At 60.4% G+C, this 24,430-nt stretch carries 23 protein-coding genes and 2 pseudogenes; 8 read left to right on the forward strand and 17 right to left on the reverse strand.

Going from position 1 to position 24,430, the window contains the following annotated elements; genetic code table 11:
- Positions 1–19: 19 nt before the first annotated feature.
- Entirely contained in the window at positions 20–1,198 is a 1,179-nt protein-coding gene (locus tag GH769_RS20110; protein WP_019817477.1) for a glycosyltransferase family 1 protein, read from the forward strand.
- A 379-nt stretch (positions 1,199–1,577) separates the two neighbouring features.
- Here the strand turns inward: GH769_RS20110 and GH769_RS20115 are convergent, their stop codons facing one another.
- The 7 genes from GH769_RS20115 to rplU all read right to left on the reverse strand — a co-directional run bounded on the left by GH769_RS20115 (position 1,578) and on the right by rplU (position 7,114).
- A complete protein-coding gene (locus GH769_RS20115; RefSeq protein WP_032902530.1) occupies positions 1,578–2,681 on the reverse strand; it encodes an NADH:flavin oxidoreductase in 1,104 nt (367 codons plus the stop codon).
- Between the two features lie 116 nt (positions 2,682–2,797).
- Entirely contained in the window at positions 2,798–3,280 is a 483-nt protein-coding gene (locus GH769_RS20120; RefSeq protein WP_003194081.1) for a glutathione peroxidase, read from the reverse strand.
- A 102-nt stretch (positions 3,281–3,382) separates the two neighbouring features.
- A complete protein-coding gene (locus tag GH769_RS20125) occupies positions 3,383–3,847 on the reverse strand; it encodes a CreA family protein (RefSeq protein WP_003194082.1) in 465 nt (154 codons plus the stop codon).
- 16 nt (positions 3,848–3,863) lie between these two features.
- Positions 3,864–4,982, reverse strand: a complete 1,119-nt coding sequence (gene proB, locus GH769_RS20130; protein ID WP_003194083.1) for a glutamate 5-kinase — start codon at positions 4,980–4,982, stop codon at positions 3,864–3,866.
- Between the two features lie 109 nt (positions 4,983–5,091).
- Positions 5,092–6,315, reverse strand: coding sequence for an Obg family GTPase CgtA (gene cgtA / locus GH769_RS20135; protein ID WP_003194084.1), 1,224 nt, complete (start codon positions 6,313–6,315; stop codon positions 5,092–5,094).
- A gap of 192 nt (positions 6,316–6,507) precedes the next feature.
- A complete protein-coding gene (gene rpmA / locus GH769_RS20140; protein ID WP_003176049.1) occupies positions 6,508–6,765 on the reverse strand; it encodes a 50S ribosomal protein L27 in 258 nt (85 codons plus the stop codon).
- A gap of 34 nt (positions 6,766–6,799) precedes the next feature.
- Positions 6,800–7,114: a 50S ribosomal protein L21 gene (gene rplU, locus GH769_RS20145; protein ID WP_007950961.1), complete on the reverse strand. Its 315-nt coding sequence runs from the start codon at positions 7,112–7,114 to the stop codon at positions 6,800–6,802.
- 239 nt (positions 7,115–7,353) lie between these two features.
- Between rplU and GH769_RS20150 the strand changes: the two genes are divergently transcribed.
- The 3 genes from GH769_RS20150 (at position 7,354) to GH769_RS20160 (ending at position 9,252) form a co-directional block, all read left to right on the forward strand.
- A complete protein-coding gene (locus tag GH769_RS20150) occupies positions 7,354–8,322 on the forward strand; it encodes a polyprenyl synthetase family protein (RefSeq protein WP_014719891.1) in 969 nt (322 codons plus the stop codon).
- A gap of 170 nt (positions 8,323–8,492) precedes the next feature.
- Positions 8,493–8,834 carry a zinc ribbon domain-containing protein YjdM gene (locus GH769_RS20155; protein ID WP_032902528.1) on the forward strand — a complete coding sequence of 114 codons (342 nt, stop codon included), beginning with the start codon at positions 8,493–8,495 and terminating at the stop codon, positions 8,832–8,834.
- Between the two features lie 160 nt (positions 8,835–8,994).
- Positions 8,995–9,252, forward strand: coding sequence for a hypothetical protein (locus GH769_RS20160; protein WP_005791321.1), 258 nt, complete (start codon positions 8,995–8,997; stop codon positions 9,250–9,252).
- 60 nt (positions 9,253–9,312) lie between these two features.
- Here GH769_RS20160 and GH769_RS20165 read toward each other — a convergent pair whose 3' ends face one another.
- The gene (locus GH769_RS20165) at positions 9,313–9,930 is read right to left on the reverse strand and encodes an FKBP-type peptidyl-prolyl cis-trans isomerase (protein ID WP_014719893.1); all 618 of its coding nucleotides are present in this window, start codon (positions 9,928–9,930) and stop codon (positions 9,313–9,315) included.
- A 255-nt stretch (positions 9,931–10,185) separates the two neighbouring features.
- On the opposite strand from GH769_RS20165, the pseudogene GH769_RS29500 reads away from it, so the two are divergent.
- Positions 10,186–11,202 (forward strand): annotated as a pseudogene (locus GH769_RS29500) (methyl-accepting chemotaxis protein); the annotation flags it as partial.
- Positions 11,203–11,508: 306 nt separating this feature from the next.
- Positions 11,509–12,105, forward strand: a pseudogene (locus tag GH769_RS29505) (methyl-accepting chemotaxis protein); the annotation flags it as partial.
- A gap of 609 nt (positions 12,106–12,714) precedes the next feature.
- Here the strand turns inward: GH769_RS29505 and GH769_RS20175 are convergent.
- From GH769_RS20175 to GH769_RS20190, 4 genes are read right to left on the reverse strand one after another with little or no spacing between them, the layout of a single operon-like run.
- Positions 12,715–13,083: a glyoxalase superfamily protein gene (locus GH769_RS20175; RefSeq protein WP_014719894.1), complete on the reverse strand. Its 369-nt coding sequence runs from the start codon at positions 13,081–13,083 to the stop codon at positions 12,715–12,717.
- Between the two features lie 29 nt (positions 13,084–13,112).
- Positions 13,113–14,576, reverse strand: a complete 1,464-nt coding sequence (locus GH769_RS20180; RefSeq protein WP_020302506.1) for an amidohydrolase family protein — start codon at positions 14,574–14,576, stop codon at positions 13,113–13,115.
- A gap of 1 nt (position 14,577) precedes the next feature.
- Complete coding sequence (locus GH769_RS20185) at positions 14,578–15,438, reverse strand: MurR/RpiR family transcriptional regulator (RefSeq protein ID WP_108538461.1); 861 nt, start codon at positions 15,436–15,438, stop codon at positions 14,578–14,580.
- Positions 15,439–15,463: 25 nt separating this feature from the next.
- Positions 15,464–16,867 carry a gluconate:H+ symporter gene (locus GH769_RS20190; protein WP_020302507.1) on the reverse strand — a complete coding sequence of 468 codons (1,404 nt, stop codon included), beginning with the start codon at positions 16,865–16,867 and terminating at the stop codon, positions 15,464–15,466.
- Between the two features lie 189 nt (positions 16,868–17,056).
- Here GH769_RS20190 and GH769_RS20195 point away from each other — a divergent pair, with 189 nt between their 5' ends.
- On the forward strand, positions 17,057–17,431 hold the full coding sequence (locus GH769_RS20195; RefSeq protein ID WP_032902520.1) for a lysozyme inhibitor LprI family protein: 375 nt from the start codon (positions 17,057–17,059) through the stop codon (positions 17,429–17,431).
- Positions 17,432–17,552: 121 nt separating this feature from the next.
- On the opposite strand, the gene GH769_RS20200 is transcribed toward GH769_RS20195, so the two are convergent.
- From GH769_RS20200 to GH769_RS20215, 4 genes are all read right to left on the reverse strand, one after another.
- Positions 17,553–18,998 carry a SulP family inorganic anion transporter gene (locus GH769_RS20200; protein ID WP_032902518.1) on the reverse strand — a complete coding sequence of 482 codons (1,446 nt, stop codon included), beginning with the start codon at positions 18,996–18,998 and terminating at the stop codon, positions 17,553–17,555.
- A 199-nt stretch (positions 18,999–19,197) separates the two neighbouring features.
- The gene (locus GH769_RS20205) at positions 19,198–20,091 is read right to left on the reverse strand and encodes an NAD-dependent epimerase/dehydratase family protein (protein WP_032902517.1); all 894 of its coding nucleotides are present in this window, start codon (positions 20,089–20,091) and stop codon (positions 19,198–19,200) included.
- Between the two features lie 103 nt (positions 20,092–20,194).
- A complete protein-coding gene (locus tag GH769_RS20210) occupies positions 20,195–21,091 on the reverse strand; it encodes a LysR family transcriptional regulator (protein WP_014719901.1) in 897 nt (298 codons plus the stop codon).
- Between the two features lie 41 nt (positions 21,092–21,132).
- On the reverse strand, positions 21,133–21,897 hold the full coding sequence (locus GH769_RS20215) for a sulfite exporter TauE/SafE family protein (RefSeq protein ID WP_032902515.1): 765 nt from the start codon (positions 21,895–21,897) through the stop codon (positions 21,133–21,135).
- A gap of 185 nt (positions 21,898–22,082) precedes the next feature.
- On the opposite strand from GH769_RS20215, the gene GH769_RS20220 reads away from it, so the two are divergent.
- The gene (locus tag GH769_RS20220; RefSeq protein WP_032902514.1) at positions 22,083–22,973 is read left to right on the forward strand and encodes a LysR substrate-binding domain-containing protein; all 891 of its coding nucleotides are present in this window, start codon (positions 22,083–22,085) and stop codon (positions 22,971–22,973) included.
- On the opposite strand, the gene GH769_RS20225 is transcribed toward GH769_RS20220, so the two are convergent.
- The gene (locus GH769_RS20225) at positions 22,919–24,325 is read right to left on the reverse strand and encodes an amino acid permease (RefSeq protein WP_014719903.1); all 1,407 of its coding nucleotides are present in this window, start codon (positions 24,323–24,325) and stop codon (positions 22,919–22,921) included. The genes GH769_RS20220 and GH769_RS20225 overlap by 55 nt on opposite strands.
- Positions 24,326–24,430 lie beyond the last annotated feature (105 nt).

The raw sequence follows: 24,430 nt of genomic DNA on the forward strand, positions 1-24,430 counted from the left end.
CACGCCGACACTGTGGGTCATGACGACAGCCTCGCTTCACATCACCCTCATTACCGAAACCTTCCCGCCGGAAATCAACGGGGTGGCCAATACCCTTGGCCGCCTGTGCGAGGGTTTGCGCTCACGCGGCCATCAGGTCGAACTGGTGCGCCCACGTCAGAACACCGATAAGAGCCGATCAAGTGACGATCAACTGCTGCTGTGCCGCGGCTGGCCATTACCCGGTTACCCAGGGCTGCAATGGGGCCAATCGTCGATGCGAAAACTGCTCCGACGCTGGAGCCGGCAGCGCCCGGATGTGTTGTATATCGCCACCGAAGGGCCGCTGGGATTGTCCGCTTTGCGGGCGGCGCGGCGGTTGGGAATCAGCGTCGTCAGCGGCTTTCATACCAACTTTCAGCAGTATTCGAACCAGTACGGCTTGAGCCTGCTCAGTCGCGTGGTCACCCATTACCTGCGCTGGTTTCACAACCGCTCGAGCCTGACCCTGGTACCGAGCGCCAGTCAGCGTCTGGAACTGGAGCGTCGGCATTTTGAGCGCTTGGGGATGTTGGCCAGAGGCGTCGACAGCCAACTGTTCCACCCCGCTAAACGCGACAGCACTCTGCGCGAACGCTGGGCATTGAATAATGAGCAAATCGCAGTACTGCATGTAGGACGACTGGCGCAGGAAAAGAACCTGGGACTGCTCAAGCGCTGTTTCGAGACCTTGCAAGACAGATACCCACTGCGTCAGATGAAACTGATCATCGTTGGTGATGGGCCGCAACGAGCCATGCTGGAGAAAGACCTTCCCGACGCCATTTTCTGCGGTGCCTTGCGCGGTGAAGAACTGGCTCGTCATTACGCATCCGGCGATGTGTTCCTGTTCCCCAGCCTGACCGAAACATTCGGTAATGTGGTTTTGGAGGCCATGGCTTCAGGACTGGGAGTTGTGGCCTACGACCAGGCAGCCGCCACCCAGCATATTCGTCATGGCTATAACGGGGTGCTGGCGATGCCGGGGGATGAAAATGCGTTTTGCGATGCCGCCAATTGGCTGCTGGAGGACGCAGAAGGTTTACGCCGTATGCGCCTCAATGCCCGTCAACACGCAAGCCGCCAAGGCTGGCCAGCGATTGTCGAGCAATTCGAGCATCAGTTACGTGGGGTGTGCGGGGAGAGTTTTGACCTTCCAACGCAACCTTACGTGCGCTGAACAATCGGTCAATGATCAAACGCATGGCGAGCCTGCTACCGGCCACTCAAGTTTTGCCCGGTATTTAAACCGGGAACCAACGGTTGCGTAACGCCAATCATAGAGACCTGCCGATCAAGCAGGCCCTTTGAATATGGAGATAATGAACAATGCCAATTTATGGAATGGGTGTACGCAATGGCGTCAACATGCCAACCGCGGAGTGGACACGCCAGCAACAATGGCTGGATCAATCCCGTGCAGAACCGCCAACCTACGGCCAGCCTGGGCACAAAGATGGGCTCAAGACTGATCATCACAAAGAGCTGAATAAGCGGCCAGGGTATTAATCACTAAAGCAACAGAACTCCCTGTGCCCCATCACAGGGAGTCCGAGTCCTTACACTAAGGTCGTCAACGCCTCACGACTGAAGGGCAGGATGTCGCCTTCACGCCCTTCGCGCACCTTCACCGCCCAATCCGGGTCCACCAGCAATGCACGGCCCACTGCCACGAGGTCGAACTCATCGTTGTTCAGGCGCTCCAGCAGTTTCTCCAGGCTGGCAGGCTGGGCGACTTTGTCGGTGTTGACCATGAACTGCAGGAACTCGCCATCCAGGCCCACGCTGCCCACCGTGATGGTTGGCTTGCCGGTGAGCTGACGCGTCCAGCCGGCCAGGTTGAGGTCCGAGCTTTCAAATTCCGGCTCCCAGAAACGACGGGTGGAACAGTGGAAAATATCCACGCCAGCGTCAGACAATGGCTTGAGGAACTCACCCAACGCTTCAGGGCTTTGTACCAGGCGCGCGGTGTAGTCCTGCTGCTTCCACTGGGAGAAACGCAAGATGATCGGAAAATCCGGGCCGACAGCGGCGCGGGTCGCCTGGATCAGTTCGATGGCAAAGCGCGAGCGGTTGGCCAGGCTGCCACCGTATTCGTCGGTGCGCTGGTTGCTGCCTTCCCAGAAAAACTGGTCGACGAGGTAGCCGTGGGCACCGTGGATTTCCACGCCGTCCATGCCGATCGCCTGGGCATCCTTGGCCGCTTGGGCGAAGGCGTTGATCACCTGCGTGATGTCCTGTTTGGTCATGCCGTGCACAACGACATTGCCGTCCTTGAGCTTTTCCATCGGGCCATAAGCCGGCACGCTGGCGTCAGGTTCAGTGCCGATACGGCGCACACTGCCCACATGCCACAGTTGCGGGACAATCTTGCCGCCTTCGGCGTGGACTGCATCGACCACTTTCTTCCAGCCGGCCAAGGCGGCTTCACCGTAAAAATGCGGCACGTTGGGGTAGCCGTTGGAGGCTGGGTGCCCGACCACGGTGCCTTCAGTGATGATCAAGCCCACACCGGCAGCGGCACGGCGACGGTAGTACTCAATGACTTTCGAGTTGGGTACGCCACCTGGGGAGAACGAGCGGGTCATGGGCGCCATGACCACGCGGGTCGACAATTGCAATGCACCGAGCTGGAAGGGTTTGAACAAGGCTTGGACGGGCATGGAGCGCTCCACGGCTAAGAAATTTATGACGTGGATAATATGGAGAGCAGAGCGTCTCTCAAAGCACTATTGATCTAAATGATTAAGGTATAGAAGCGCCCGAATACCTGTAGGCGTCAACTCAGGGCTTTTTCGATGGCCTGGATGATGGAGGGATCTTCTGGGGGCGTACGGGGTGAGAAGCGCGCAAGTACGCGGCCATCTTTACCTAACAGGAATTTCTCGAAGTTCCAGGTGATATCCCCGGGGAATTCAGCGCCCTCGCCCGCCAGCAAGCGGTACAACTGGTGCCGATCAGGGCCGTTGACGTCGATCTTGCTGCCCAGTGGAAAGGTCACGCCATAGTTCAGGCTACAGAACTCGCGGATTTCTTCCTCGCTGCCCGGTTCCTGACCGGCAAACTGATTGCACGGCAAGCCGAGCACCGTAAACCCTTGGCCCTTGTACTGCTGGTAGAGGTTCTCCAACGCCGCGTATTGCGGGGTCAAACCACATTTGGACGCCACATTGACCACCAGCACGACTTGGCCCTTGAAAGGCGCCAGCGGTAGCGCTTGTCCGTCCAAGGCTTTGAGTTTCAGATCGTGGAAAGCACTCATGACGAACTCCAGATATCCCATGTTCTTTGCATTGCAGCCCTTCGGAGCTTACAACCGGCAAAGCTGCAATCATAGACGCCGATGACGAAACTCGCCTGCAGGTTACTGAGCGGTCGGCCAGGGCAAAATCGGAATCGCCGTCACCGCATTCTGCGGGCTGCCTTCGATCAGGCGGTCGCTGTAGACCAGATACACCAAGGTGTTGCGCTTCTTGTCGAGGAAACGCACGACCTGCATGGTCTTGAACACCAGGGAGGTGCGCTCCTTGAACACTTCGTCGCCGTCCTTGAGCTCACCCTTGAAGTGGATCGGGCCCACCTGGCGGCAGGCGATCGAGGCTTCGGCACGGTCTTCGGCCAGGCCCAGGCCGCCCTTTACGCCGCCGGTCTTGGCGCGGGACAGGTAGCACGTCACGCCATCGACCTTGGGGTCGTCAAACGCTTCGACCACAATCCGATCGTTGGGGCCGACGAACTTGAACACCGTCGACACCTGGCCGACCTCTTCGGCCGAGGCCAGCAGTGGCATGGCCAACAGCAGGCCGAGCAATCCCTTCATCACGCGCATCGTGTATTTCCTATGGTTAGACCAGGATCAGGTTGTCGCGGTGAACCAGTTCCGGTTCTGCCATATAACCCAAGAGTCCGACAATGGCGTCGGAGGGTTGTCCGATAATCTTCTGTGCTTCCAGGGCGCTGTAGTTGGCCAGGCCGCGCGCAATCTCGCGACCGTCTGGCGCAACGCACACCACCATCTCGCCACGGCGGAAGCTGCCCTGCACCAACTTCACACCCACCGGCAGCAGGCTTTTGTTGCCCTGGGACAACGCCGCTACTGCGCCTGCGTCCAGCACCAGGGTGCCACGGGTTTGCAGATGACCGGCCAGCCATTGCTTGCGCGCCGCCAGCATGCCGCGCTCCGGCGACAGCAACGTACCGATGCGCTCACCGGCCTTGAGGCGATCGAGCACGCGCTCCAGGCGCCCGCCGACGATGATGGTGTGGGCCCCCGAACGCGCGGCCAGGCGCGCAGCGCGCAGCTTGGTCTGCATGCCACCGCGACCCAGGGCACCGCCGACACTGCCGGCGACCGCATCCAGCGCCGGGTCATCGGCGCGGGCTTCATAGATAAGCTGGGCATCGGGGTTGTTGCGCGGGTCGGCGTCGAACATGCCATCGCGGTCGGTGAGGATCACCAGCAGGTCGGCCTCTACCAGATTGGCCACCAGGGCGGCCAGGGTGTCGTTGTCACCGAAGCGGATTTCGTCGGTGACCACGGTGTCGTTCTCGTTGATGACCGGGATGACCTTGAGCTCCACCAGCGCGCGCAAGGTGCTGCGGGCGTTGAGGTAGCGCTTGCGGTCGGACAGGTCGTCGTGGGTCAGCAGCACCTGCGCCGTGTGGCGGCCGTGCTCGGCAAAGCTGGATTCCCAGGCTTGCACCAGGCCCATCTGGCCGATGGCGGCGGCGGCTTGCAGTTCGTGCATCGCGCTGGGTCGCGCGGTCCAGCCGAGGCGGCTCATCCCGGCGGCAACCGCTCCGGACGACACCAGCACCAACTCAACGCCTGCTTCATGCAAGGCCACCATCTGCTCGACCCAGACGCTCATGGCTGCGCGATCCAGACCTTTGCCATCCGCCGTCAACAGCGCACTGCCGATTTTCACGACCCAGCGCTGCGCACCTGTCACTTTGCTCCGCATCATCTTCAACCTTAGAGTGAGGGCCGCGCGACCCAGCGCTGCCCATAACGTTATACCCGGATACCAAAACGCCGCTCCAGGGAGCGGCGTTCAAGTTTATCGCAACGGATCAGTCACGCACGTAAATGATTTCCGGGCCATCTTCATCATCCACGTCTTCTTCGTCCCAATCATCGTCGCCGATGTCGTGGACTGACTTCACGCCGCTGCGGCGCAGGGCGCGCTGGTCGTCCAGGGCCTGCAACTGGGCACGGGCTTCGTCTTCGATCTGCTGGTCGAGTTCGGCGAGTTCGGCCTTGTACACCGGGTCGGCCGCCAGGCGGTCGGCACGGTCTTCCAGATAACGCATGATGTCGCGGGTCAGGCGCTCGGTGCCTTCTTTGGCGATGGCCGAGATGACGTAGACCGGGCCTTCCCACTCCAGGCGATCAACGATCTCCTTGACGCGCTCTTCGTGCTCTTCTTCAAGGATCTGGTCGCACTTGTTCAGTACCAACCAACGATCGCGCTCGGCCAGGGCCGGGCTGAACTTGGTCAGTTCGCTGACGATGACTTCGGCGGCATCGGCGGCACTGGTGTCATCCAGCGGTGCCATGTCGACGAGGTGCAGCAGCAAACGGGTACGGGACAAGTGCTTGAGGAAGCGAATACCCAGGCCCGCGCCGTCGGAAGCGCCTTCGATCAAGCCAGGAATGTCGGCGACTACGAAGCTTTTCCAGCGGTCTACGCTGACCACGCCCAGGTTTGGCACCAGGGTCGTGAACGGGTAGTCGGCCACTTTCGGCTTGGCGGCCGATACCGAACGAATGAAGGTACTTTTACCCGCGTTCGGCAGGCCCAGCAGGCCCACGTCCGCCAGTACTTTCATTTCCAGCTTCAGGTCGCGCTGCTCGCCCGGCTTGCCCGGCGTGGTCTGGCGTGGTGCACGGTTGGTACTGGACTTGAATCGGGTGTTACCCAAACCGTGCCAGCCGCCCTGCACAACCATCAGTTTCTGGCCGGCCTTGGTCAGGTCGCCAATCACTTCCTGGGTCGCGGAGTCGATGATCGTGGTGCCGACCGGTACGCGCAGTACCAGGTCTTCACCTTTTTTACCGGTGCAGTCGGTGCTGCCGCCGTTGGAGCCACGCTCGGCATCGAAGTGCCGGGTGTAACGGTAGTCGACCAGGGTGTTGAGGTTTTCGTCGGCCATCATGTAGATGGAACCGCCGTCACCGCCGTCACCGCCGTTCGGGCCACCGTTTTCGATGAATTTTTCGCGACGGAAACTCATGCAACCGTTACCGCCGTCGCCTGCTTTTACTCGGATGGAAACTTCATCAACGAACTTCATAACAAAACGCCTCTCGCCGCATGGACGAGCTTAAGAAACCAAGACATAAGACTCTTGCAAAAATGAGCGCAGCGACCTCAATCAGCGACCGCAAACCAGCGCCTGAGCTCATCACAGACAGCTTTGCAAGAGACTCACTCCACAAACGAAAAAGCCCCGTCGCAAGACAGGGCTTTTCCAGCGATCTCGCAATTAAGCTGCGACAACGCTCACGTAACGGCGGTTGAACGCGCCCTTTACTTCGAACTTGATCACGCCTTCGATTTTAGCGAAGAGGGTGTGATCTTTACCCATGCCAACACCGTAACCGGCGTGGAATTGGGTGCCGCGCTGACGCACGATGATGTTGCCCGGAATGATTTTCTGGCCGCCATACATCTTCACGCCAAGGCGTTTGGCTTCTGAGTCGCGACCGTTACGGGTACTACCACCAGCTTTTTTGTGTGCCATGAGTCAATTCTCCTAGTGAGGAATTAGGCTGAAATTAAGCCTGAATACCGGTGATTTTGATCTCGGTGTACCACTGGCGGTGGCCCATACGCTTCATGTGGTGCTTACGACGACGGAACTTGATGATGCGGACTTTATCGTGACGACCTTGGGAGATCACTTCAGCCACAACGGTAGCGCCAGCAACAACTGGAGCGCCGATGTTCACGTCATCGCCATTGGCGACCAACAGAACGCGATCAAAAGTAACGGATTCGCCAGTAGCGACTTCCAGTTTCTCGATCTTCAGGTATTCACCTGGGGCGACTTTGTATTGCTTGCCACCAGTAACAATTACTGCGTACGACATGGTATTTCTCCGATAATCCTGCTCACCCAGCGCTTTATAAGAAGAGGTATTGGCTGGCATGGCTGCATGGGATGGACGTCCCGAATGCAATTGCGTAAGGCAGGTGCTGCCCAGGAAGTTCAGGGTGCGCGATTGTACGCAAGCTATGGGAGGCTTGCAAGGGGCCGTCTATCGCGCCTTGACACCCGGGGGTCAGGGTCCTAGCATGCCGCGCAACCCTTCTGGAGCGACTGTCGCTGATGCAACCCCAAGCTTTCTACCGCGCGGTCGCGGACGATTTTAGCGCCGTCGACGGCATCATCAAACAGCAGCTGACGTCTAAAGTGCCGCTGGTCTCCAAAATTGGCGACTATATTACGTCGGCGGGCGGCAAACGCCTGCGTCCTTTATTAGTGTTGCTGTGCGGCAAGGCCCTGGGCCGCCAAGGCGATGACCTGCGCCTGCTGGCCGCCACGATCGAATTCCTGCACACCGCCACCTTGCTGCATGATGATGTGGTCGACATGTCCGGCATGCGCCGTGGTCGCGAGACTGCAAACGCGATGTGGGGCAATGCGCCCAGCGTGTTGGTGGGCGACTTCCTGTATTCGCGCTCGTTCGAAATGATGGTCGAGCTGGGCTCGATGCCGGTGATGAAGATTCTTTCACAGGCCACGCGCATCATCGCCGAAGGCGAAGTGTTGCAGCTGTCCAAGGTGCGCGACGCCAGCACCACCGAAGAAACCTATATGGAAGTAATTCGCGGCAAAACCGCGATGCTCTTCGAAGCCTCTACCCACAGTGCTGCCGCGCTGTGTGGCGCCACCGCCGAACAGGCCGAAGCCCTGCGTACCTTTGGTGATCACCTGGGCGTGGCGTTCCAACTGGTGGATGACCTGCTCGACTACAAGGGCGATGCCGAAACCCTGGGCAAGAACGTCGGTGACGACCTGGCCGAGGGCAAGCCGACCTTGCCGCTGATCTACACCATGCGCGAAGGCACGCCGGAACAGGCCGCCCTGGTGCGCAAGGCGATCCAGAAAGGCGGGATCGAAGACCTGGAAGCCATCCGTGCCGCTGTAGAAGCTTCGGGTTCCCTGGAGTACACCGCGCAACTGGCGCGTGACTACGTGGCGCGGGCGATCACATGCCTGCAAGCGCTGCCGGCCAGTGAATACCGGGATGCCCTGGTTGAGCTGAGTGAGTTTGCGGTCGCCCGTACTCACTGATTCCGCGCTGTTTAATGTGGGAGCTGGCTTGCCTGCGATGACTGGAGTGAACTCACTGCCGCTATCGCAGGCAAGCCAGCTCCCACATTAGGACGAGTCCAACCCCATCCGCGTTTAAAACCCTATATAATGTGCGACTTTTAGCCATCCCTGACTTTCTAGGAGCTTTAGTGAGCACGTTGCCTCCCTGCCCGAAATGCAATTCCGAATACACCTACGAAGACGGCGCCCAGCTGATCTGCCCGGAATGCGCCCATGAATGGTCCGCCACTGGCGAGGCCGAAGTGGCTGGTGATGAAACCGTGAAGAGAGACGCTGTGGGCAATGTCCTGCAGGACGGCGACACCATCACCGTGATCAAGGACCTCAAGGTCAAGGGCACTTCCCTGGTGGTCAAGGTCGGCACCAAGGTCAAGAACATCCGCCTGTGCGACGGCGACCACGATATCGACTGCAAGATCGACGGGATCGGCCCGATGAAACTCAAGTCCGAGTTCGTACGCAAAGTCTGATCCTGCTGCATTCCATCCCGCGCCCGCCGCGGGATGGCGTTTCGCCCTCTGCGTTGATCGAACGCAATACCCACACAGAAAAACCCAGAAACTGCCAATAGACGCTTGCTATTCTACGAATAAGAATTATTCTCATTGAAACCCATCAAGGAGAACGACCATGACTTATTTGATAGATGCCTGGCTGGATCGCCCCCACCCTTACCTGCGAATCCTGCATCGGGAAACCGGTGAAGTCTGTGCGGTGCTTGAGGAAGAAGCGCTGAACGAGCTACAGGACCAAGGCGATCTGGACGTGAATGGCCTGAGTTCCAGTGAGCCTGGGGTGCTGAAGGAGGTGGTAAGGAATCTGTTTCTGTTCTGCTATGCACGCGCGTTGCGCCCGGCGACCGACTTGAATGGCAAGTTCCATCCATGAAGAAACTGGCAAATGCCTGTTGGGGCGAACGCGTTCGTCCCAACAGGTAATCAGCAGGTCTTACAGAACGTCGAGCAGCTCGACGTCGAATACCAGAACGCTGTGCGGCGGGATGCTGCCAACGCCTTGAGCGCCGTAAGCCAGTTCGCTCGGCACGTACAGGCGCCATTTGCTGCCGGCATTCATCAGTTGCAGGGCTTCGGTCCAGCCGGCGATCACGCCACCCACCGGGAATTCCGCAGGTTGGCCGCGCTCGTAGGAGCTGTCGAACACAGTGCCGTCGATCAGGGTGCCGTGGTAGTGGGTGCGCACTTGGTCTTCACGGGTCGGCTTCGCGCCGGTACCGGCGGTCAGCACTTCAAATTGCAGGCCGGAAGCCAGGGTGGTGATGCCATCACGCTTGGCGTTTTCTGCCAGGAAAGCCAGGCCAGCGCCCGCAGCAGCTTCAGCCTTGGCAGCGGCTTCGGCTTGCATGATTTCGCGGATTACTTTGAAGCTGGCTGCCATTTGCTCTTGGTCAACACGGCTTGGCTGGCCTGCAAACGCGTCGGTCAGACCGGCCAGGATTGCGTCCAGGCTCACGCCCGGTGGCGGGTTGTCGCGCAGTTGGTCGCCCAACTGACGGCCGATACCGTAGCTGACGCGGGTTTCGTCGGTGGACAGATTAACTTCGGACATGAAGAGGCTCCGCTGTAGGGCACCACGGTTTCCCGCGCTGCCCAGAAATAAAAGGGCCCGCAGACTAGCACACAAGAGCGGCCCATGATCAGCCCCACCCCGGCATCGCATTAGCGTGCCGATGACCCTTCGTCGCCCGGCAATAAAAGTATTTCAGAATTGTCCCTTGCCGCCGATACAGCCCTACACATCTTGGCTGGCTCAAACAACAACACACCGTCCAGCAGACAGACATCACTCTTCAAGGAGCTTTCGATGAACAGCTGGTTCGGTAACATCAGCGTCAATCTCAAACTCGGCCTGGGCTTCGGCCTGGTGTTGGTCCTCACTTCAGTCCTGGCGCTCACGGGCTGGACCAGCCTCGGCGGCTTGATCGACCGTAGCAATTGGATGAGCGATATCACCCAGCTCAACGCCTCGCTGACCAAGCTGCGCATCGTGCGCTTGCAATACATGCTGGCCAATGGCGACGAAGCCGTGGCGCAGAACGTACAGACCAGCCTCGATGCCTTCGCCGCTCAGCAACAGAAGCTGCTGGATAGCTTCAAGAGCCCGGAAAACCTCAAGCTGCTCAATGACCAGAAAGCCGTCATTACCGCCTACCGCCAGTCCTTGAACAAAATGCGCGAGGCCTACCGCAATGGCAACGCTGCGCGCGACGTCATGGGCGCCAAGGCCGATGTCGCCAACGCGCAAATCAATGCGCTGCAAACCAGTGTGCAACAGGCGCCGGATAGCCCGGAACGCTTCACGCAATTTCTGGCCGTGACCCAAGCCAAGAATGAGTTCCAGCAAGCTCGCTACGAAGTGCGCGGCTATACCAATAGTCCCAACGCAGAAACCGAAGCCCGCGCTGCGGCGCAACTGGAAAAAGCCGTCGCCGGTTTGAAGGACCTCAGCGCGGCGTTCGGTACCGGTCAGCAAAGCGCATTGTCGGCCCTGGAAACCGCCCTCGGTGCCTACCGCAGCGCCGTGCAGAGCTACAAGGCAGCCAACGCCAACATCGTCACCGCCCGCGCCGAAATGACCACCCAGGGCGCCGATATCGTGACCATCAGCGACAAGCTGTACGACATTCAACTGGAACGTCGCGACGCTGAAAGCACCCAGGCCCGCAGCCTGCAATTGATCAGCACCTTGCTGGCTTTGCTGGTTGGCGTAATTGCCGCCTGGGTCATCACCCGACAGATCACCCGCCCGATCCAGGACACCCTGGCGGTGGTAGAGCGCATCGCTTCGGGCGACTTGAGCCACAACATCCAGGTAACCCGTCGTGATGAGCTGGGCGTGCTGCAACAAGGCATCCAGCGCATGGGCACGACCCTGCGCGAGTTGATCAGCGGCATCCGCGATGGCGTCACTCAGATCGCCAGCGCCGCCGAAGAGTTGTCAGCGGTGACCGAGCAGACCAGCGCCGGCGTGAACAGCCAGAAGATCGAGACCGATCAGGTCGCTACCGCCATGCATGAAATGACGGCCACTGTGCAAGAAGTCGCGCGCAATGCCGAGCAGGCTTCCCAAGCCGCTTCCGACGCCGACGGCCAAGCCCGCGAAGGCGATAAAGTGGTGGCTGAAGCCATCGCCCAGATCGAACGCCTGGCGGCCGAAGTGGCGCGCTCCACCGACGCCATGACGCACCTGCAACAAGAGAGCAACAAGATCGGCAGCGTGATGGACGTAATCAAGGCGGTGGCCGAACAGACCAACCTGCTGGCCCTGAACGCCGCGATTGAAGCCGCGCGTGCCGGTGAGGCCGGGCGTGGCTTCGCGGTGGTCGCCGACGAAGTACGCGGCCTGGCCCAGCGTACACAGAAATCCACCGAGGAAATCGAAGGCCTGGTGGCCGGCTTGCAGAACGGCACCCAACAAGTGGCCAGCGTGATGAACAACAGCCGCAGCCTCACCGACAGCAGTGTCGAACTGACGCGCAAGGCCGGGGTATCCCTGGAAAACATCACCCGCACCGTGTCGAATATCCAGTCGATGAACCAGCAGATTGCAGCGGCCGCCGAACAGCAAAGCGCCGTGGCGGAAGAGATCAGCCGCAGTATCGTGAATGTGCGGGATGTGTCCGAGCAGACCGCGACTGCCAGTGATGAGACGGCCAAGTCGAGTGTGGAACTGGCTCGATTGGGTAGCCAGTTACAGCAGATGGTCAGTCATTTCCGGGTGTAGCACCACAACCACTGTGGCGAGGGAGCTTGCTCCCGTTGGACTGCGTAGCAGTCCCGTTTTTTAGGGGCGCTTCGCACCCCAGCGGGAGCAAGCTCCCTCGCCACAGGTGCAAACTTAGACATACTCGGCCCTCCTAGAGTTGGGCCTTACCTCCAGCGCACTTACCGGAACACGTGAGCCTTTGGACGCGGGTCAATGCGTCCTTTGAGGTGGCCGGGCTAGTAGGCCTTCCGCATCAATCCGGCACGGATTACTAGCCCGTGGCGGTCAGTCCAGAATTCGCGCGCGTACCCGGCCCCCCAAAAGCGACAAACGCAGAACGGGGAAGATCCTAAACAACATTCCCGTCTAAGGTGTGTCTAACAGTGGTCAAATATCCAGTATCGCCGATAGATTCATTGCAAGCTTTTGCAGTCAAAATCAGGCAAGAGAAGATGCCTAAAGGATCCATGCCGGCCATCGTTCCGTCTTGCGTGACGACGTGACCGGCAGTTAGTATCCACCTGCGGGTCAATGCGTCCTTTGAGATAGCAAACCCCAGCCACTCACTGGGTTTGCAATAAAAAACCGCCCTACTAAGGCGGTTTTTTTTTGCCTGCCATTTACCCTTCAGACCTCGCTGTCCTCGACAAACACCAGCCGATTCCCAAACGGGTCACGGATACTCATCTCCCGCGAACCCCAGGGCGTGTCCTCAACCCCAGGCTTGGCATATCGGTACTCTTTGCCCAGCAACTGCTGCTGATACGCATCGACCCCTTGGGCCTGAATTCGCACCGCCGCCCCCGGCGAAGCATCACCATGATGCTCGGACAAATGCAGCACGCACTCCCCCAGCGAGACCTGAAGGTACAACGGGAAATTCGCCTCGAAACGATGCTGCCAATCGACCTTGAACCCCAGGAAGTCGACGTAGAATTCCAAGGCTTTGACCTCGTCGAAAATCCGCAGAATGGGGACGACTTTTCCTAAGTGCATGGCGACAGCTCCGTATAAAAGAAGCCCCACTATAGAGCCGTAAACCCACCACGCAAATCCCCGCTACGCGCCAGGAACCGGCCTGCTCTCGCGCCGTTCGCCTGCCCATCGCGATAGCTCAATACGCCATTGACCCACACGCCATCAATCCCTTCAGCTGCGCGCTGCGGTGCGGTGAAATCCGCCACATCCCGCACCCGCAGGGGGTCGAACAACACCAGGTCAGCCCAGTAGCCTTCACGGATCTCGCCACGCTCGGCCAGCCCAAAGCGCGCCGCCGACAAGCCGGTCATCTTGTGCACCGCCGTGTGCAAAGGGAACAAGCCGACATCCCGACTGAAATGCCCGAGTACCCGTGGGAAGGCCCCCCACAAGCGTGGATGAGGAAACGGGTCTTCAGGCAAGCCGTCTGAGCCCACCATCGACAACGGATGCGCGAGGATGCGCCGAACGTCGGCCTCATCCATCCCGTAATACACCGCCCCTGCCGGCTGTAAACGGCGAGCGGCCTCCAACAGCGAAACGTTCCACTCGCCAGCGATGTCCTGCAAATCGCGCCCGCCCATGTGCGGGTGCGGTGTCGACCAGGTGATGGTGATGCGAAACGCGTCGGTGACCTGTTTGAGGTCCAGGGTCGAGGAACTGGCAGCATAGGGATAGCAATCACAGCCCACCGGATGATTTTCCGCTGCAGCTTGCAGAGCCGCCAACAACTGCGGACTGCGCCCCCAATTACCGGCACCCGCGCATTTAAGGTGGGAAATAATCACCGGCACCCTGGCATGTCGGCCGATCAGAAACGCCTCATCCATTGCCTCCAGTACCGGCTCGAACTCGCTGCGCAAATGCGTGGTGTACACCGCACCGTAGGCCGTCAGTTCTTCAACAAGCTGCAACACCTCATCAGTCTCGGCGTTGAATGCGCTGGCGTAGGCCAGGCCTGTGGATAACCCAAGGGCACCGGCCTCCAGGCTCTCTTGCAACTGCACGCGCATGGCCGCGATTTCATAGGGCGTGGCGGTGCGATGCAGGTCATCCATATGGTTGCTGCGCAGCGCCGTGTGGCCGATCAGGGCGGCAACGTTCACTGCCGGATCGGCGCCTTGCACTGCGTTGCGATAATCGCTGAACCGCGGATAACAGAACTGCTCACGCTTGCCCAATAAGTTCATTGGGTCCGGCGGGTCGCTGCGCAAACTCACCGGCGAGGCGCTGATGCCACAGTTGCCGACAATCACCGTGGTCACGCCTTGGCTGAGCTTGGGCAGCATCTGCGGCTGTCGGATCACCACCGTGTCATCGTGGGTGTGCACGTCGATAAAACCCGGCGCCAATACGCGGCCATGGGCGTCGATGACTTGCTCGGCCCGGGCTGTGGACAAGTCGCCAATCGTGCGGATGCGCCCTGCGTGCACGCCCACATCGGCGACATACCCTGGGGTGTTACTGCCATCGATGATCAGCGCCTGGCGAATCAGCGTGTCGTACGTCATATCAGTCTCCAAGCGGCAGGCTGTCAGGGCCGCCGCGGTAATCATCCAGGGCCAGCTTGATCCGGCGCAGGCGTTCCTGGTTGTCGTCCGGCAGGGCCAGCGCCAGCTCGGTGGCGAGCAGGTCGATGGCCAGCAGCATGCCGTAGCGGGCGGCGGTGGGTTTGTAGATAAAACTGGTTTCCGCCGGTTGCAGCGGCAGCAGGACATCCGCCAATTCGGCCAGGGGAGAGTCCGCGAGGGTGATGGCAATGATCCGTGCGTCGTAGTTGCGCGCCAGTTTCACCACATCCAGTAATTCAGGTGTGCGGCCGGTGAGGGAACAGACAATCAAGGCATGTTGCGGGCCCAGGGTCGCGGCCGTGACGCGCATCATCACCGGGTCATGGCAGGCCGCAATCGGGTAGCCCAGACGCACCAGGCGCACCTGCAATTCATCGCTGCACAGGCTGGAGGGGCCGCCCATGCCGAACGCATGAATCATCCGCGCCTTGCCCAGCAAACTGACCGCATCGATAAAGCTGTGCTGGTTAAAACCTGACAAATGCTGGCGCAGCGTCGCTTCGATATCGCCCAGAATTTGCCGATGAAAGGCCGACTGTTCCGGCAACCCCGCCGGGTCCAGGAAGCGGCTGCCCACACCACTGGCCTGGGCCAGTTGCAGGCGCAAATCGCGCAAGTCACGGCAGCCAACGCTGCGGGCAAAACGCGACAAGGTCGCGGTGCTGACCTCGGCCCGCTGGGACAACGCCTCCAGGCTGGCCGAGGCGGCAAAGCCCACATCTTCAAGCATCAACTTGGCGATACGCCCTTCGCCGGCGCTGAACGAGTCCTGGCGGGCGCGGATCTGGTAGAGGATGTCCATGCAGGCTCCGGTTATAGAATCAGGCTCATAACACCAGGGACAAGCCGTAGGTCAGACCGAAGGCGACCAGCGAAATCAGGGTCTCCAGTACGGTCCAGGTCTTGAAGGTCTGGATGACCGTCATATTGAAGTATTCCTTGATCAGCCAGAAGCCGCCGTCGTTAACGTGGGAAAAGATCACCGAGCCCGCACCAGTCGCCAGCACCAGCAATTCAGGGTGTGGATAACCCAGGCCCAAGGCGACCGGCGCGACCACCCCGGACGCGGTGGTCATGGCCACCGTGGCCGAGCCGGTGGCGACGCGCATCAACGCGGCGAACAGCCAGCCCATCACCAGCGGCGACAACTGGAACGCATGAGCCAGGCCAAGGATTTCATGAGTAACACCAGCGTCCACCAGGATGCGATTCAACCCACCGCCCGCGCCCACCAGCAAGGTAATGCTGGCGGTCGGCGCCAGGCATTCGTTGGTGAACTTGAGGATCGACTCGCGGTTGAAGCCCTGGGCCAGGCCCAAGGTCCAGAAACTCACCAGGGTCGCCACCAACAGGGCGATCACCGAGTTGCCGATAAACAACAGGAACTGGTTGAAACCGCTGCCCGGCGTAGAAATCACGTTGGCCCAGCCGCCGATCATCATCAACACCACCGGCAACAGGATGGTGCCCATAGTCAGCGCAAAGCTGGGCAGGCGCGTACGCGGTTCACGCTCGATGAACTGACGCTCCAGCGGGTTTTGCGCCGGCAACTGAATGTGCGGCACGATGAACTTGGCGTAGACGGGCCCGGCAATGATCGCCGTGGGGATGCCAATCAGGATCGCATACAGCACCGTTTGCCCGACCGAGGCGTTATAGGCCAGCACCGCCATCATTGCCGCCGGGTGCGGCGGCACCAACGCATGCACCACCGACAGGCCAGCGACCATCGGCAGCCCGACCATCAGGATCGACACGCCCACGCGCCGCGCCACGGTAAAGGCAATCGGCACCAGCAACACAAAGCCGACTTCGAAAAACAGCGGCAGCCCCACCAGGAACGCGATACACACCATCGCCCAGTGGGCATTGCGCTCACCGAAGCGGTTGATCAGCGTGCGCGCCACCTGCTCGGCGCCACCGGACTCGGCCATCATCTTGCCAAGCATGGTACCCAGCGCCACCACCAGGGCGATATGCCCCAGGGTCTTGCCGACACCCGCCTCGTACGAACCCATGATGGTGTCCGCCGGCATTCCGGCCATCAGCGCCAGGCCGATGGACACCAGGGTAATCACGATAAAGGGGTTGAGTCGGTAGCGTGCAATCAGCACGATCAATGCAATGATGGCGATGGCAGCGTATGCCAACAGCCCGAAGCCCGGTGATGCGGCCATGCGGTACTCCTCGGAAAGGGTCACGTCGAATTGGTTGTGAAACTCATAAATCATTCCCGAGGAGCATTTTCAATTTTTATGAAAGTAATTTTCGCCCACGGATAAGCGCTGTCGCTTGGGGATATGCCCGACGTGGGTGGATGAAAATTCGGAGGGTGTTCTTACATGAAGATCAGTGAAGGCCGAAACTCAAACGCCGCCCTTGAGTCATAGACTGCGCATCCATTGCCCAGGAACCCGCTCATGATTCGCACCACAATTGCCGCCAGCGTCCTGCTCTTGTGCAGCAGCGCTTATGCCGCCGACAACCCTGCCTTGAAAAAATGCATGGACAGCGCCAATACCACCGCCGACATGGTCAATTGCAACGCCAGGCAAACCAAGGTGCAGGACGACCGTCTGAACCGTGCCTACAAAACCGCCCTCGCCGCCCAGGAAGGCCCGCGCAAACAGCAACTGCAAGACGTGCAGCGCCTGTGGATCAAATACCGCGACGCCAATTGCGCCTACGCAGGCAGCGCCACCGGCGGCACGATTGATCAGGTAAACGGCTCAGGCTGCGTGCTGGACATGACCCAGACCCGCGCCCAGGAGTTGGAAGACCTGGTCGGGCCGTAACTGCTAGAGCTCCCCCCCTGTGGCGAGGGAGCTTGCTCCCGCTGGGCTGCGCAGCGGCCCCAAAATCCTGGGCGCGCTTCGCACGCCAGCGGGAGCAAGCTCCCTCGCCACAGGGGCTCAATCAGTCGTGATGAACCTTGGCGCGCTTGAGCAGTTTTTTGCAGCGCTCGGATAAATGCAGTACCCGCAGGTGCTTGCCAGCCTTGGTGTAGCGCTCGCGCAGGGTCATCAGGGCGGCAATCGCCGAATAGTCGACAAAGCTCAGGTGACGGCAATCCAGCGTGACCTGAGCCGGGTCGTTGGCCGGATCGAACTGATTCAAAAACGGCGTGGTTGAGGCAAAGAACAACGTGCCATGCAGCCGATAGAGCTTGCTGCCATCGGCCTCCAGGTGTTCATCGGCGTACAGTTCCCGCGCCTGCTGCCAGGCGAAGTTCAGCGCGGCGATGACGATACCGCACAGCACAGCGGTGGCCAGGTCGGTGAACACCGTAATGATCGTCACCGCCATGATCACCAGCACATCATTGAGCGGCACCTTGTTGATCACCCGTAGCGACGCCCAGGCGAAGGTCTGTTGCGACACCACGAACATCACGCCCACCAACGCCGCCAGCGGGATTCGCTCGATCAGTGGCGACAGAAACAGAATGAACAATAGAATCATCACCCCGGCAAACGCCCCGGAGAAACGCCCACGCCCGCCCGAGCTGAGGTTGATCACGGTTTGCCCGATCATCGCGCAACCACCCATGCCGCCAAACAGACCCGAGACCATATTCGCCGCGCCCAGGGCCACGCTTTCGCGGTCAGGATAACCACGGGTCTCAGTGATTTCGTCGGTGAGGTTGAGGGTCAGCAAGGTTTCCAACAGGCCAACCATCGCCATCAAAAACGCGTAGGGCGCGATGATGCCGAGGGTTTCCAGGGTCCAGGGAATCTGCGGCAGCGCGAAGGTCGGCAAGCCACCGGCGATGTGCGCCATATCCCCCAAGGTACGGGTCGGCAAACCGAGCAGGTACACCGCCAGGCCCACACCCAGAATCGCCACCAGCGCGGGCGGCACGGCACGGGTCAGGCGCGGCAGCAGGTACACAATGGCCATGGTGACTGCCACCAGCCCGGCCATCACGTACAGCGGCGTGCCGCTGAGCCAGGTTTCGCCGCTCTTGAAATGCTCCAATTGCGCCAGCGCAATGATGATCGCCAGGCCGTTGACGAAGCCGAGCATTACCGAATGCGGCACCATGCGCACCAGCTTGCCCAGGCGCAACAGGCCGAAAGCGACCATGATCAACCCGCCCAACAATACCGTCGCCAGCAAATACTCCACACCGTGTTGCACCACCAGCGCGACGATCACCACCGCCATCGAACCGGCGGCGCCCGAGACCATGCCCGGCCGGCCGCCGAACAACGCGGTGAGGGTGCAAATGATGAAAGCACCGTAGAGGCCCATCAGCGGGTTGAGATGAGCCACCAAGGCAAAGGCGATGCATTCGGGCAGCAAGGCGAAAGACGTGGTGAGGCCGGCCAGGGCGTCGGCGCGCAGACGGGTGAGGTTCATGGAGTACCAGGGAGTTGCGGGGGATAAGGCGGGGAATGGTACGGAATTGCGTCGGGTGGGGCTAGTGAAGTGTCAGCTCCGAGGTACCGAGTCGCCTCTTTCGCAGGCAAGCCAGCTCCCACATTTGATAGGGGTCACACCTTAAAAATGTGGGAGCCGGGCTTGCCCGCGATGGCCACGCCGCGGTGCTAAGCGAACATCAAATCATCTCGTTGCGAATCCACTCCACCACCGACGTACGCTTCGGCGCCCAGCCCAACAGTTCACGAGCGTGTTTACCGCGCACGCGGCTGTTGGAGCCCAACCCGTAATTGGCCATTTCATACCCCCACTCGGCCTCAGCCTCGGCCAATGGCCAATCCTGTGGTTTGCCTAGGTTCAGCGCTTGGGCAATCGCCGTGGTCATGTCGATGAATGCTGCTTCGCTGCTTTCCACGAAGTAGAAAGTACCCGGGACGTTTTTGGTCAGCGCCAGCAGATACAGGGCGACCACATCTTCAATATGCACGTTGGACCAGATGTTCTGCCCGCTGCCCACATGGCGCACTACTCCGCTTTTGCGCGCCTGCTTGAGCAAGCGCGGCAATTGCACGCTGTCACGCTTCACGCCCAGGCTGTGGCCGTAGATCAGGGTGTTGCAGATCACCGCCGAATTGATGCCGTCAGTGGCCGCCGCGAGGATCAGGTTGTCGATAGCCACGCGGGCAGCCTTGTCGACGGTCGGCTCAGGCAGATTGCTTTCGAAGTAGATGACCTCACTGGCCTTGCCGCCCGACGCATCACCGACAATGCTCGACCCGCTGGTATGCAGGAACGGCTTGTTCGAGCCTTTCAAGGCGGCCAGCAAGGTTTCCACAGCGGCGCGATGGTCGCTGCTGGCGGCGTTGATCACCGCATCGGCCTTCTGTGCCTGCTCGGTCAATACGGCTGCGTCGTCGAGGGTGCCGATCACCGGCGTAATGCCCAGGGCGGTCATTTCGGCGGCTTGTTCGGCGCTGCGCACCAAGCCGGTGACGTCATGGCCAGCGTTGACCAGGCCGGTGGCGATCGAACCGCCGATAAACCCTGCTGCACCGGTAACGAATACATTCATGGAGGTTGCTCCTGACTGGGTAAGTGATGCGTCCAGTATCCAGCTCCCACTGCTGCCGAATAAGCCCGTGCGGCCCAATTCACTCTTGCGCTCAGGTCACGAATCAGCGCGCATACCGCGCCAGCTTGGCCTGAATAAAGTCCAGGAAACACTGGATGCGTAGTGCCAATTGCGAGTTGCGATAGAACACCGCGTGGATCGGCTGGCGATAACCGCTGTTGGACGCCTCCAGCATGGGCACCAGGCGGCCGGCGTCGATGTCAGCGACGGTCATGAAATTCGACAGGCAACAAATGCCCTGCCCCTGCAGCGCCAACTGGCGCAGGGTTTCGCCACTGGATGCACTGACGCCGGGCTGAATCAGCCAGCGGTCACCTTCGCCGTGACGCAGCGGCCAGTGGTTGAGGGTCTCGGTGTGGGTGAAGCCCAGCAAGGTGTGATCAGCCAACTCGGCAACGGTCGTCGGCGTGCCGTACTGCTTGAGGTAGTCGGGGCTGGCCAGGACATGCAGCGGCGTGCTGCCCAGGAACCGCGCATGCAGGGTCGAGTCGGCAAGGGCGCCGATGCGAATGGCGATGTCGGTGCTTTGCTCCAGCAGGTCGATGATCAAATCATCGCTGTTGAGCTCCAACTGGATATCCGGGTAGAGGCTGCGAAATTCAGCGATGTACGGCACGATCCCATGCAGCATGAACGGCACGGCGGCGTTGATACGCAGGCGCCCGGCCGGCTTTTTCTGGCGCGAGGACAGGCGCTCTTCCAGCTCATCCATCTGCGCCAGGATCAGCTTGGCCTGCTCGAAGAAGTACTTGCCCTCCTCGGTCAGGTCCATGCGTCGCGTGGTGCGGTTGATCAGCGTGGTATCGAGCTTGGCTTCCAGGCGCGACAGCGTGCGGCTGACCGCAGACGGCGTTTGCCCGACCTTTTCGGCGGCGGCAGAAATCGAGCCGCATTCAATCACGCTGACGAAGATCTGTAGCTCATCGGAACGGGCTTTCACGGGCAGTCCTTCATTAACGGCTGAAAAATGCCCGCTCATTATTAACCAGCCAGCAACAAATGGCCTCCCAACAACGCCATGCCGGTAAAAAATCCACGTTTGAACCACACGGCACTGATACGCCGACGCACCACCTGGCCCAGCCACATCCCCAGCAAGGCCGGCACCAGCGCCAACACCGACGCCCCCATTTCACCCCCGCCCAGCACACCGCGCCAAGCCAACCCGGCGGCAAGTGCCAACGTCGATACGGTGAACGACAGCCCCAGCGCCTGCACCAACTGGTCACGGCTCAAGCCCAGCGCCTGCAGGTACGGCACCGCAGGGATCACGAAGACACCGGTGGCCGAGGTAATGATGCCGGTGATCACCCCGCACATGGGGCCCAGCCAGCGCTCGGTTCGGGGCGCGACCTTGAAGGTCGGCAGGAATAACCCGCTCAGCGCATACACCAGTAAAGCCGCGCCCAGGGCACGCACCACCCAAGGTCCGCTACCCATGCCTAGCCACAAGGTGCCCAGCCCGGTGCCGAGAAAAATCAGCAACAGCATCGGCCACAGGCGTTTGAGCAAGGCACCCAAGTGCCCGCCAAAGGACAGTTGCCACAGGTTGGTCACCGTCGAAGGAATGATCAGCAATACCGCAGCCTGCGCCGGCAGCATAGCCAGGCCAAGCATGCCCATGGCTACAGTGGGCAAGCCCAGGCCGATGACGCCCTTCACCGTACCGGCCAGCAGGAAGGTAGTGATGACCAGCGCTGTCAGTGCGGGACCGAGGTTTTGGTAGAAGCAGAGGAAGGTATTCATGCATCGATTGTGCAGGGCTGGAGAGTGGCTGAAAATTCGCCATATACTGAGCCAGCCTCTTGTTTTGCGTGAGGCTGATGACGCTATCGCAGACAAGCCAGCTCCCACATTTGGAATTGTGAATACATTCAAGGGTGGGAGCTGGCTTGCCTGCGATGAGGCCCTTCCAGTCACTGGGAAACTTCATGCACTTTGACCTCATCGACCTGCGCCTCTACCTGCACATCCTGGACAGCGGCAATATCACCGCCGGCGCGGCCCGCAGCCACCTGTCCCTGGCTGCCGCCAGCGCACGCATCCGAGCCATGGAGTCTTCACTGGGCATCGCGTTTCTCGAGCGCGGCCGCCGTGGCGTAACCCCAACACCCGCGGGCAAAGCCCTGGCCCGGCATGCTCGCCTGCTGTTGCAGCAGGCCGACCATCTGCAGCAAGACCTGGCCGAATACGCCAATGGCGTCAAAGGCCAGGTACGCCTGCTGTGCAACACCACCGCCCTCAGCGAATACCTGCCGGAACTGCTCGCGCAGTTTTTGCGCGAGCACCCCAACCTCGATATCGACCTGCAAGAGTTGCCCAGCCTGCGCATCACCCACGCCTTGCGCCAGGGCACCGCCGAGCTGGGGATTATTTCCGATGCAGTAGACACCCACGGCTTGCAGACCCTGGCGTTTCGCGACGACCCGCTGGTGCTGATCATGCCCCTGGACCACCCGTTGACCAACCCGAGTTTTATCGAGAGCCTGCAATACGACTACGTGGGCCTGGGGGCGAACAGCGCGTTGGCGGTTTACCTGGAAGAACAGGCACTGCACGCTGGCTTTCGCTTGCAGACGCGCATTCGCGCCGACGGTTTTGAGGGGTTGATTCGCATGGTCGTCGGCGGTGCGGGCCTGGGCATCGTGCCTCAGGCCGCCTTGGACCGCTGGCCGTCAGAACGCCGTTTCAAGGCCCACCTCCTGCAAGAGGAGTGGGCCTGCCGCACGTTGCTGTTATGCGCACGCTCGTTCGAGCAACTGCCGGGTTATGCCAGGGCTTTGTTCGACGCCTTGGCCCTGCCCTTGCGGAAGAACCCGTAATACACAGCCGACAGAATCAGCAGGAACGGCACGCCAAACACCAGTGTCATCTTGAAGGCGTCGGTGAAATAGGTGGTGATCATCACCGCCCCCATCAGCACCAACCCCAGCAACGTGCTGTAGGGAAACAGGCGCAACTGGAACGACAACTTCGCCCCGCCATGACGCTTGCGATAGCGGCGGAAAAACAGGTGAGTGAGGAAGATCATGAACCAGGTGAAGATTGCGCCGAACATCGAGATCGCCATCATCAGGGTGAACGAGCTTTCCGGGTACACCACGTTAAGCAACGTCGCCAGGGCAATGCCCGAGCTGGACAGCAGCAATGCGTTGAGCGGGATGCCGTTCTTGCTCAGCGCGCCCATGGACTTGGGCGCAAAACCAGCGCGCGACAGGCTGAACATCATGCGCGTGGTGATGTAGAGCTGACTGTTCATGGCCGACAGCGCCGCGATCAGGATCACGAAATTCATCACCCCGGTGGCACCGGGAATGCCGATAGTCTGCATCACTGTGACAAACGGGCTCTGGGCCTGGCCGGCCTGGTTCCACGGTACGATGGCGAGCATCAGCGCCAGGGTCAGCAGATAGAACACCACCAGCCGCACGATGGTAGCGCGGAAGGCTTTCTTCACTGCCTGCTCCGGGTCAGCAGCTTCACCGGCGGCCACGGCGATCATCTCGACACTGAGGTAGCTGAAGATCGACACGATCACCGCGATCCACATGCCACTCAAGCCATGGGGGAAAAAGCCGTCGTGGGCCGTGTAGTTCTGCACGCCGTAGTCGGGGTTACCAGAGCCGAACACCACATACACTGCCAGTATGATGAAACCGACAATAGCGCTGATCTTGATCGTCGAGAACCAGTATTCGAAGTTGCCGAAGGTCTTCACGCTGATCGCGTTGAGCAGGATCAGCACACTGGAAAACGACACGATCCACACCCACTCCGGCACGTTGGCAAACCAGTACTTCATGTACATCGCCACCGCCGTGACCTCGGCCCCCACCGCCAGCACAATCGCTGCCCAGTAGGCATACCGCACCAGGAACCCGGCCAATGGGCTGATGTAGAACTCGGCATAGGCGCCAAAGGAGCCGGAGGTGGAATGGGCCACCGTCATCTCCGCCAGGCAGCCCATCAGCAGCAAGGTAATCAACGCGCCGATGGCGTAGCTCACCAGCACGCTCGGCCCGGCATAACCGATGGCGTAGGCGCTGCCCATGAACAGCCCGGTGCCGATGGCGCCACCGATGGCGATCATGCTCATCTGGCCGGAAGTGAGCTGGCGCCTCAGGCCCAGTTCACGGTGGGTAATCTCTGCAAAGCCGTTGTCTGGCGTGGTCACGGGTGTGCCCCTTTATTATTGTGATAGTGGCTGACGCTGAACCTGTGGGAGCTGGCTTGCCTGCGATAACGGTAGTGAATGCACCGACGCTATCGCAGGCAAGCC

The organism is Pseudomonas sp. CFSAN084952, from assembly GCF_009648855.1.
GTDB classification, from domain to species: domain Bacteria; phylum Pseudomonadota; class Gammaproteobacteria; order Pseudomonadales; family Pseudomonadaceae; genus Aquipseudomonas; species Aquipseudomonas paracarnis.

What these genes read in the sequence shown, in the direction of transcription:
- GH769_RS20150 (WP_014719891.1), top strand. Translation starts at nt 7,354, where the DNA reads ATGCAACCCCAAGCTTTCTACCGCGCGGTCGCGGACGATTTTAGCGCC.
- GH769_RS20200 (WP_032902518.1), bottom strand. Translation starts at nt 18,998, where the DNA reads ATGAACCTCACCCGTCTGCGCGCCGACGCCCTGGCCGGCCTCACCACG.
- GH769_RS20175 (WP_014719894.1), bottom strand. Translation starts at nt 13,083, where the DNA reads ATGCACTTAGGAAAAGTCGTCCCCATTCTGCGGATTTTCGACGAGGTC.
- GH769_RS20180 (WP_020302506.1), bottom strand. Translation starts at nt 14,576, where the DNA reads ATGACGTACGACACGCTGATTCGCCAGGCGCTGATCATCGATGGCAGT.
- proB (WP_003194083.1), bottom strand. Translation starts at nt 4,982, where the DNA reads ATGCGGAGCAAAGTGACAGGTGCGCAGCGCTGGGTCGTGAAAATCGGC.
- GH769_RS20125 (WP_003194082.1), bottom strand. Translation starts at nt 3,847, where the DNA reads ATGCGCGTGATGAAGGGATTGCTCGGCCTGCTGTTGGCCATGCCACTG.
- GH769_RS20220 (WP_032902514.1), top strand. Translation starts at nt 22,083, where the DNA reads ATGCACTTTGACCTCATCGACCTGCGCCTCTACCTGCACATCCTGGAC.
- GH769_RS20185 (WP_108538461.1), bottom strand. Translation starts at nt 15,438, where the DNA reads ATGGACATCCTCTACCAGATCCGCGCCCGCCAGGACTCGTTCAGCGCC.
- rpmA (WP_003176049.1), bottom strand. Translation starts at nt 6,765, where the DNA reads ATGGCACACAAAAAAGCTGGTGGTAGTACCCGTAACGGTCGCGACTCA.
- cgtA (WP_003194084.1), bottom strand. Translation starts at nt 6,315, where the DNA reads ATGAAGTTCGTTGATGAAGTTTCCATCCGAGTAAAAGCAGGCGACGGC.
- GH769_RS20160 (WP_005791321.1), top strand. Translation starts at nt 8,995, where the DNA reads ATGACTTATTTGATAGATGCCTGGCTGGATCGCCCCCACCCTTACCTG.
- GH769_RS20205 (WP_032902517.1), bottom strand. Translation starts at nt 20,091, where the DNA reads ATGAATGTATTCGTTACCGGTGCAGCAGGGTTTATCGGCGGTTCGATC.
- GH769_RS20190 (WP_020302507.1), bottom strand. Translation starts at nt 16,867, where the DNA reads ATGATTTATGAGTTTCACAACCAATTCGACGTGACCCTTTCCGAGGAG.
- rplU (WP_007950961.1), bottom strand. Translation starts at nt 7,114, where the DNA reads ATGTCGTACGCAGTAATTGTTACTGGTGGCAAGCAATACAAAGTCGCC.
- GH769_RS20120 (WP_003194081.1), bottom strand. Translation starts at nt 3,280, where the DNA reads ATGAGTGCTTTCCACGATCTGAAACTCAAAGCCTTGGACGGACAAGCG.
- GH769_RS20115 (WP_032902530.1), bottom strand. Translation starts at nt 2,681, where the DNA reads ATGCCCGTCCAAGCCTTGTTCAAACCCTTCCAGCTCGGTGCATTGCAA.
- GH769_RS20195 (WP_032902520.1), top strand. Translation starts at nt 17,057, where the DNA reads ATGATTCGCACCACAATTGCCGCCAGCGTCCTGCTCTTGTGCAGCAGC.
- GH769_RS20165 (WP_014719893.1), bottom strand. Translation starts at nt 9,930, where the DNA reads ATGTCCGAAGTTAATCTGTCCACCGACGAAACCCGCGTCAGCTACGGT.
- GH769_RS20215 (WP_032902515.1), bottom strand. Translation starts at nt 21,897, where the DNA reads ATGAATACCTTCCTCTGCTTCTACCAAAACCTCGGTCCCGCACTGACA.
- GH769_RS20110 (WP_019817477.1), top strand. Translation starts at nt 20, where the DNA reads ATGACGACAGCCTCGCTTCACATCACCCTCATTACCGAAACCTTCCCG.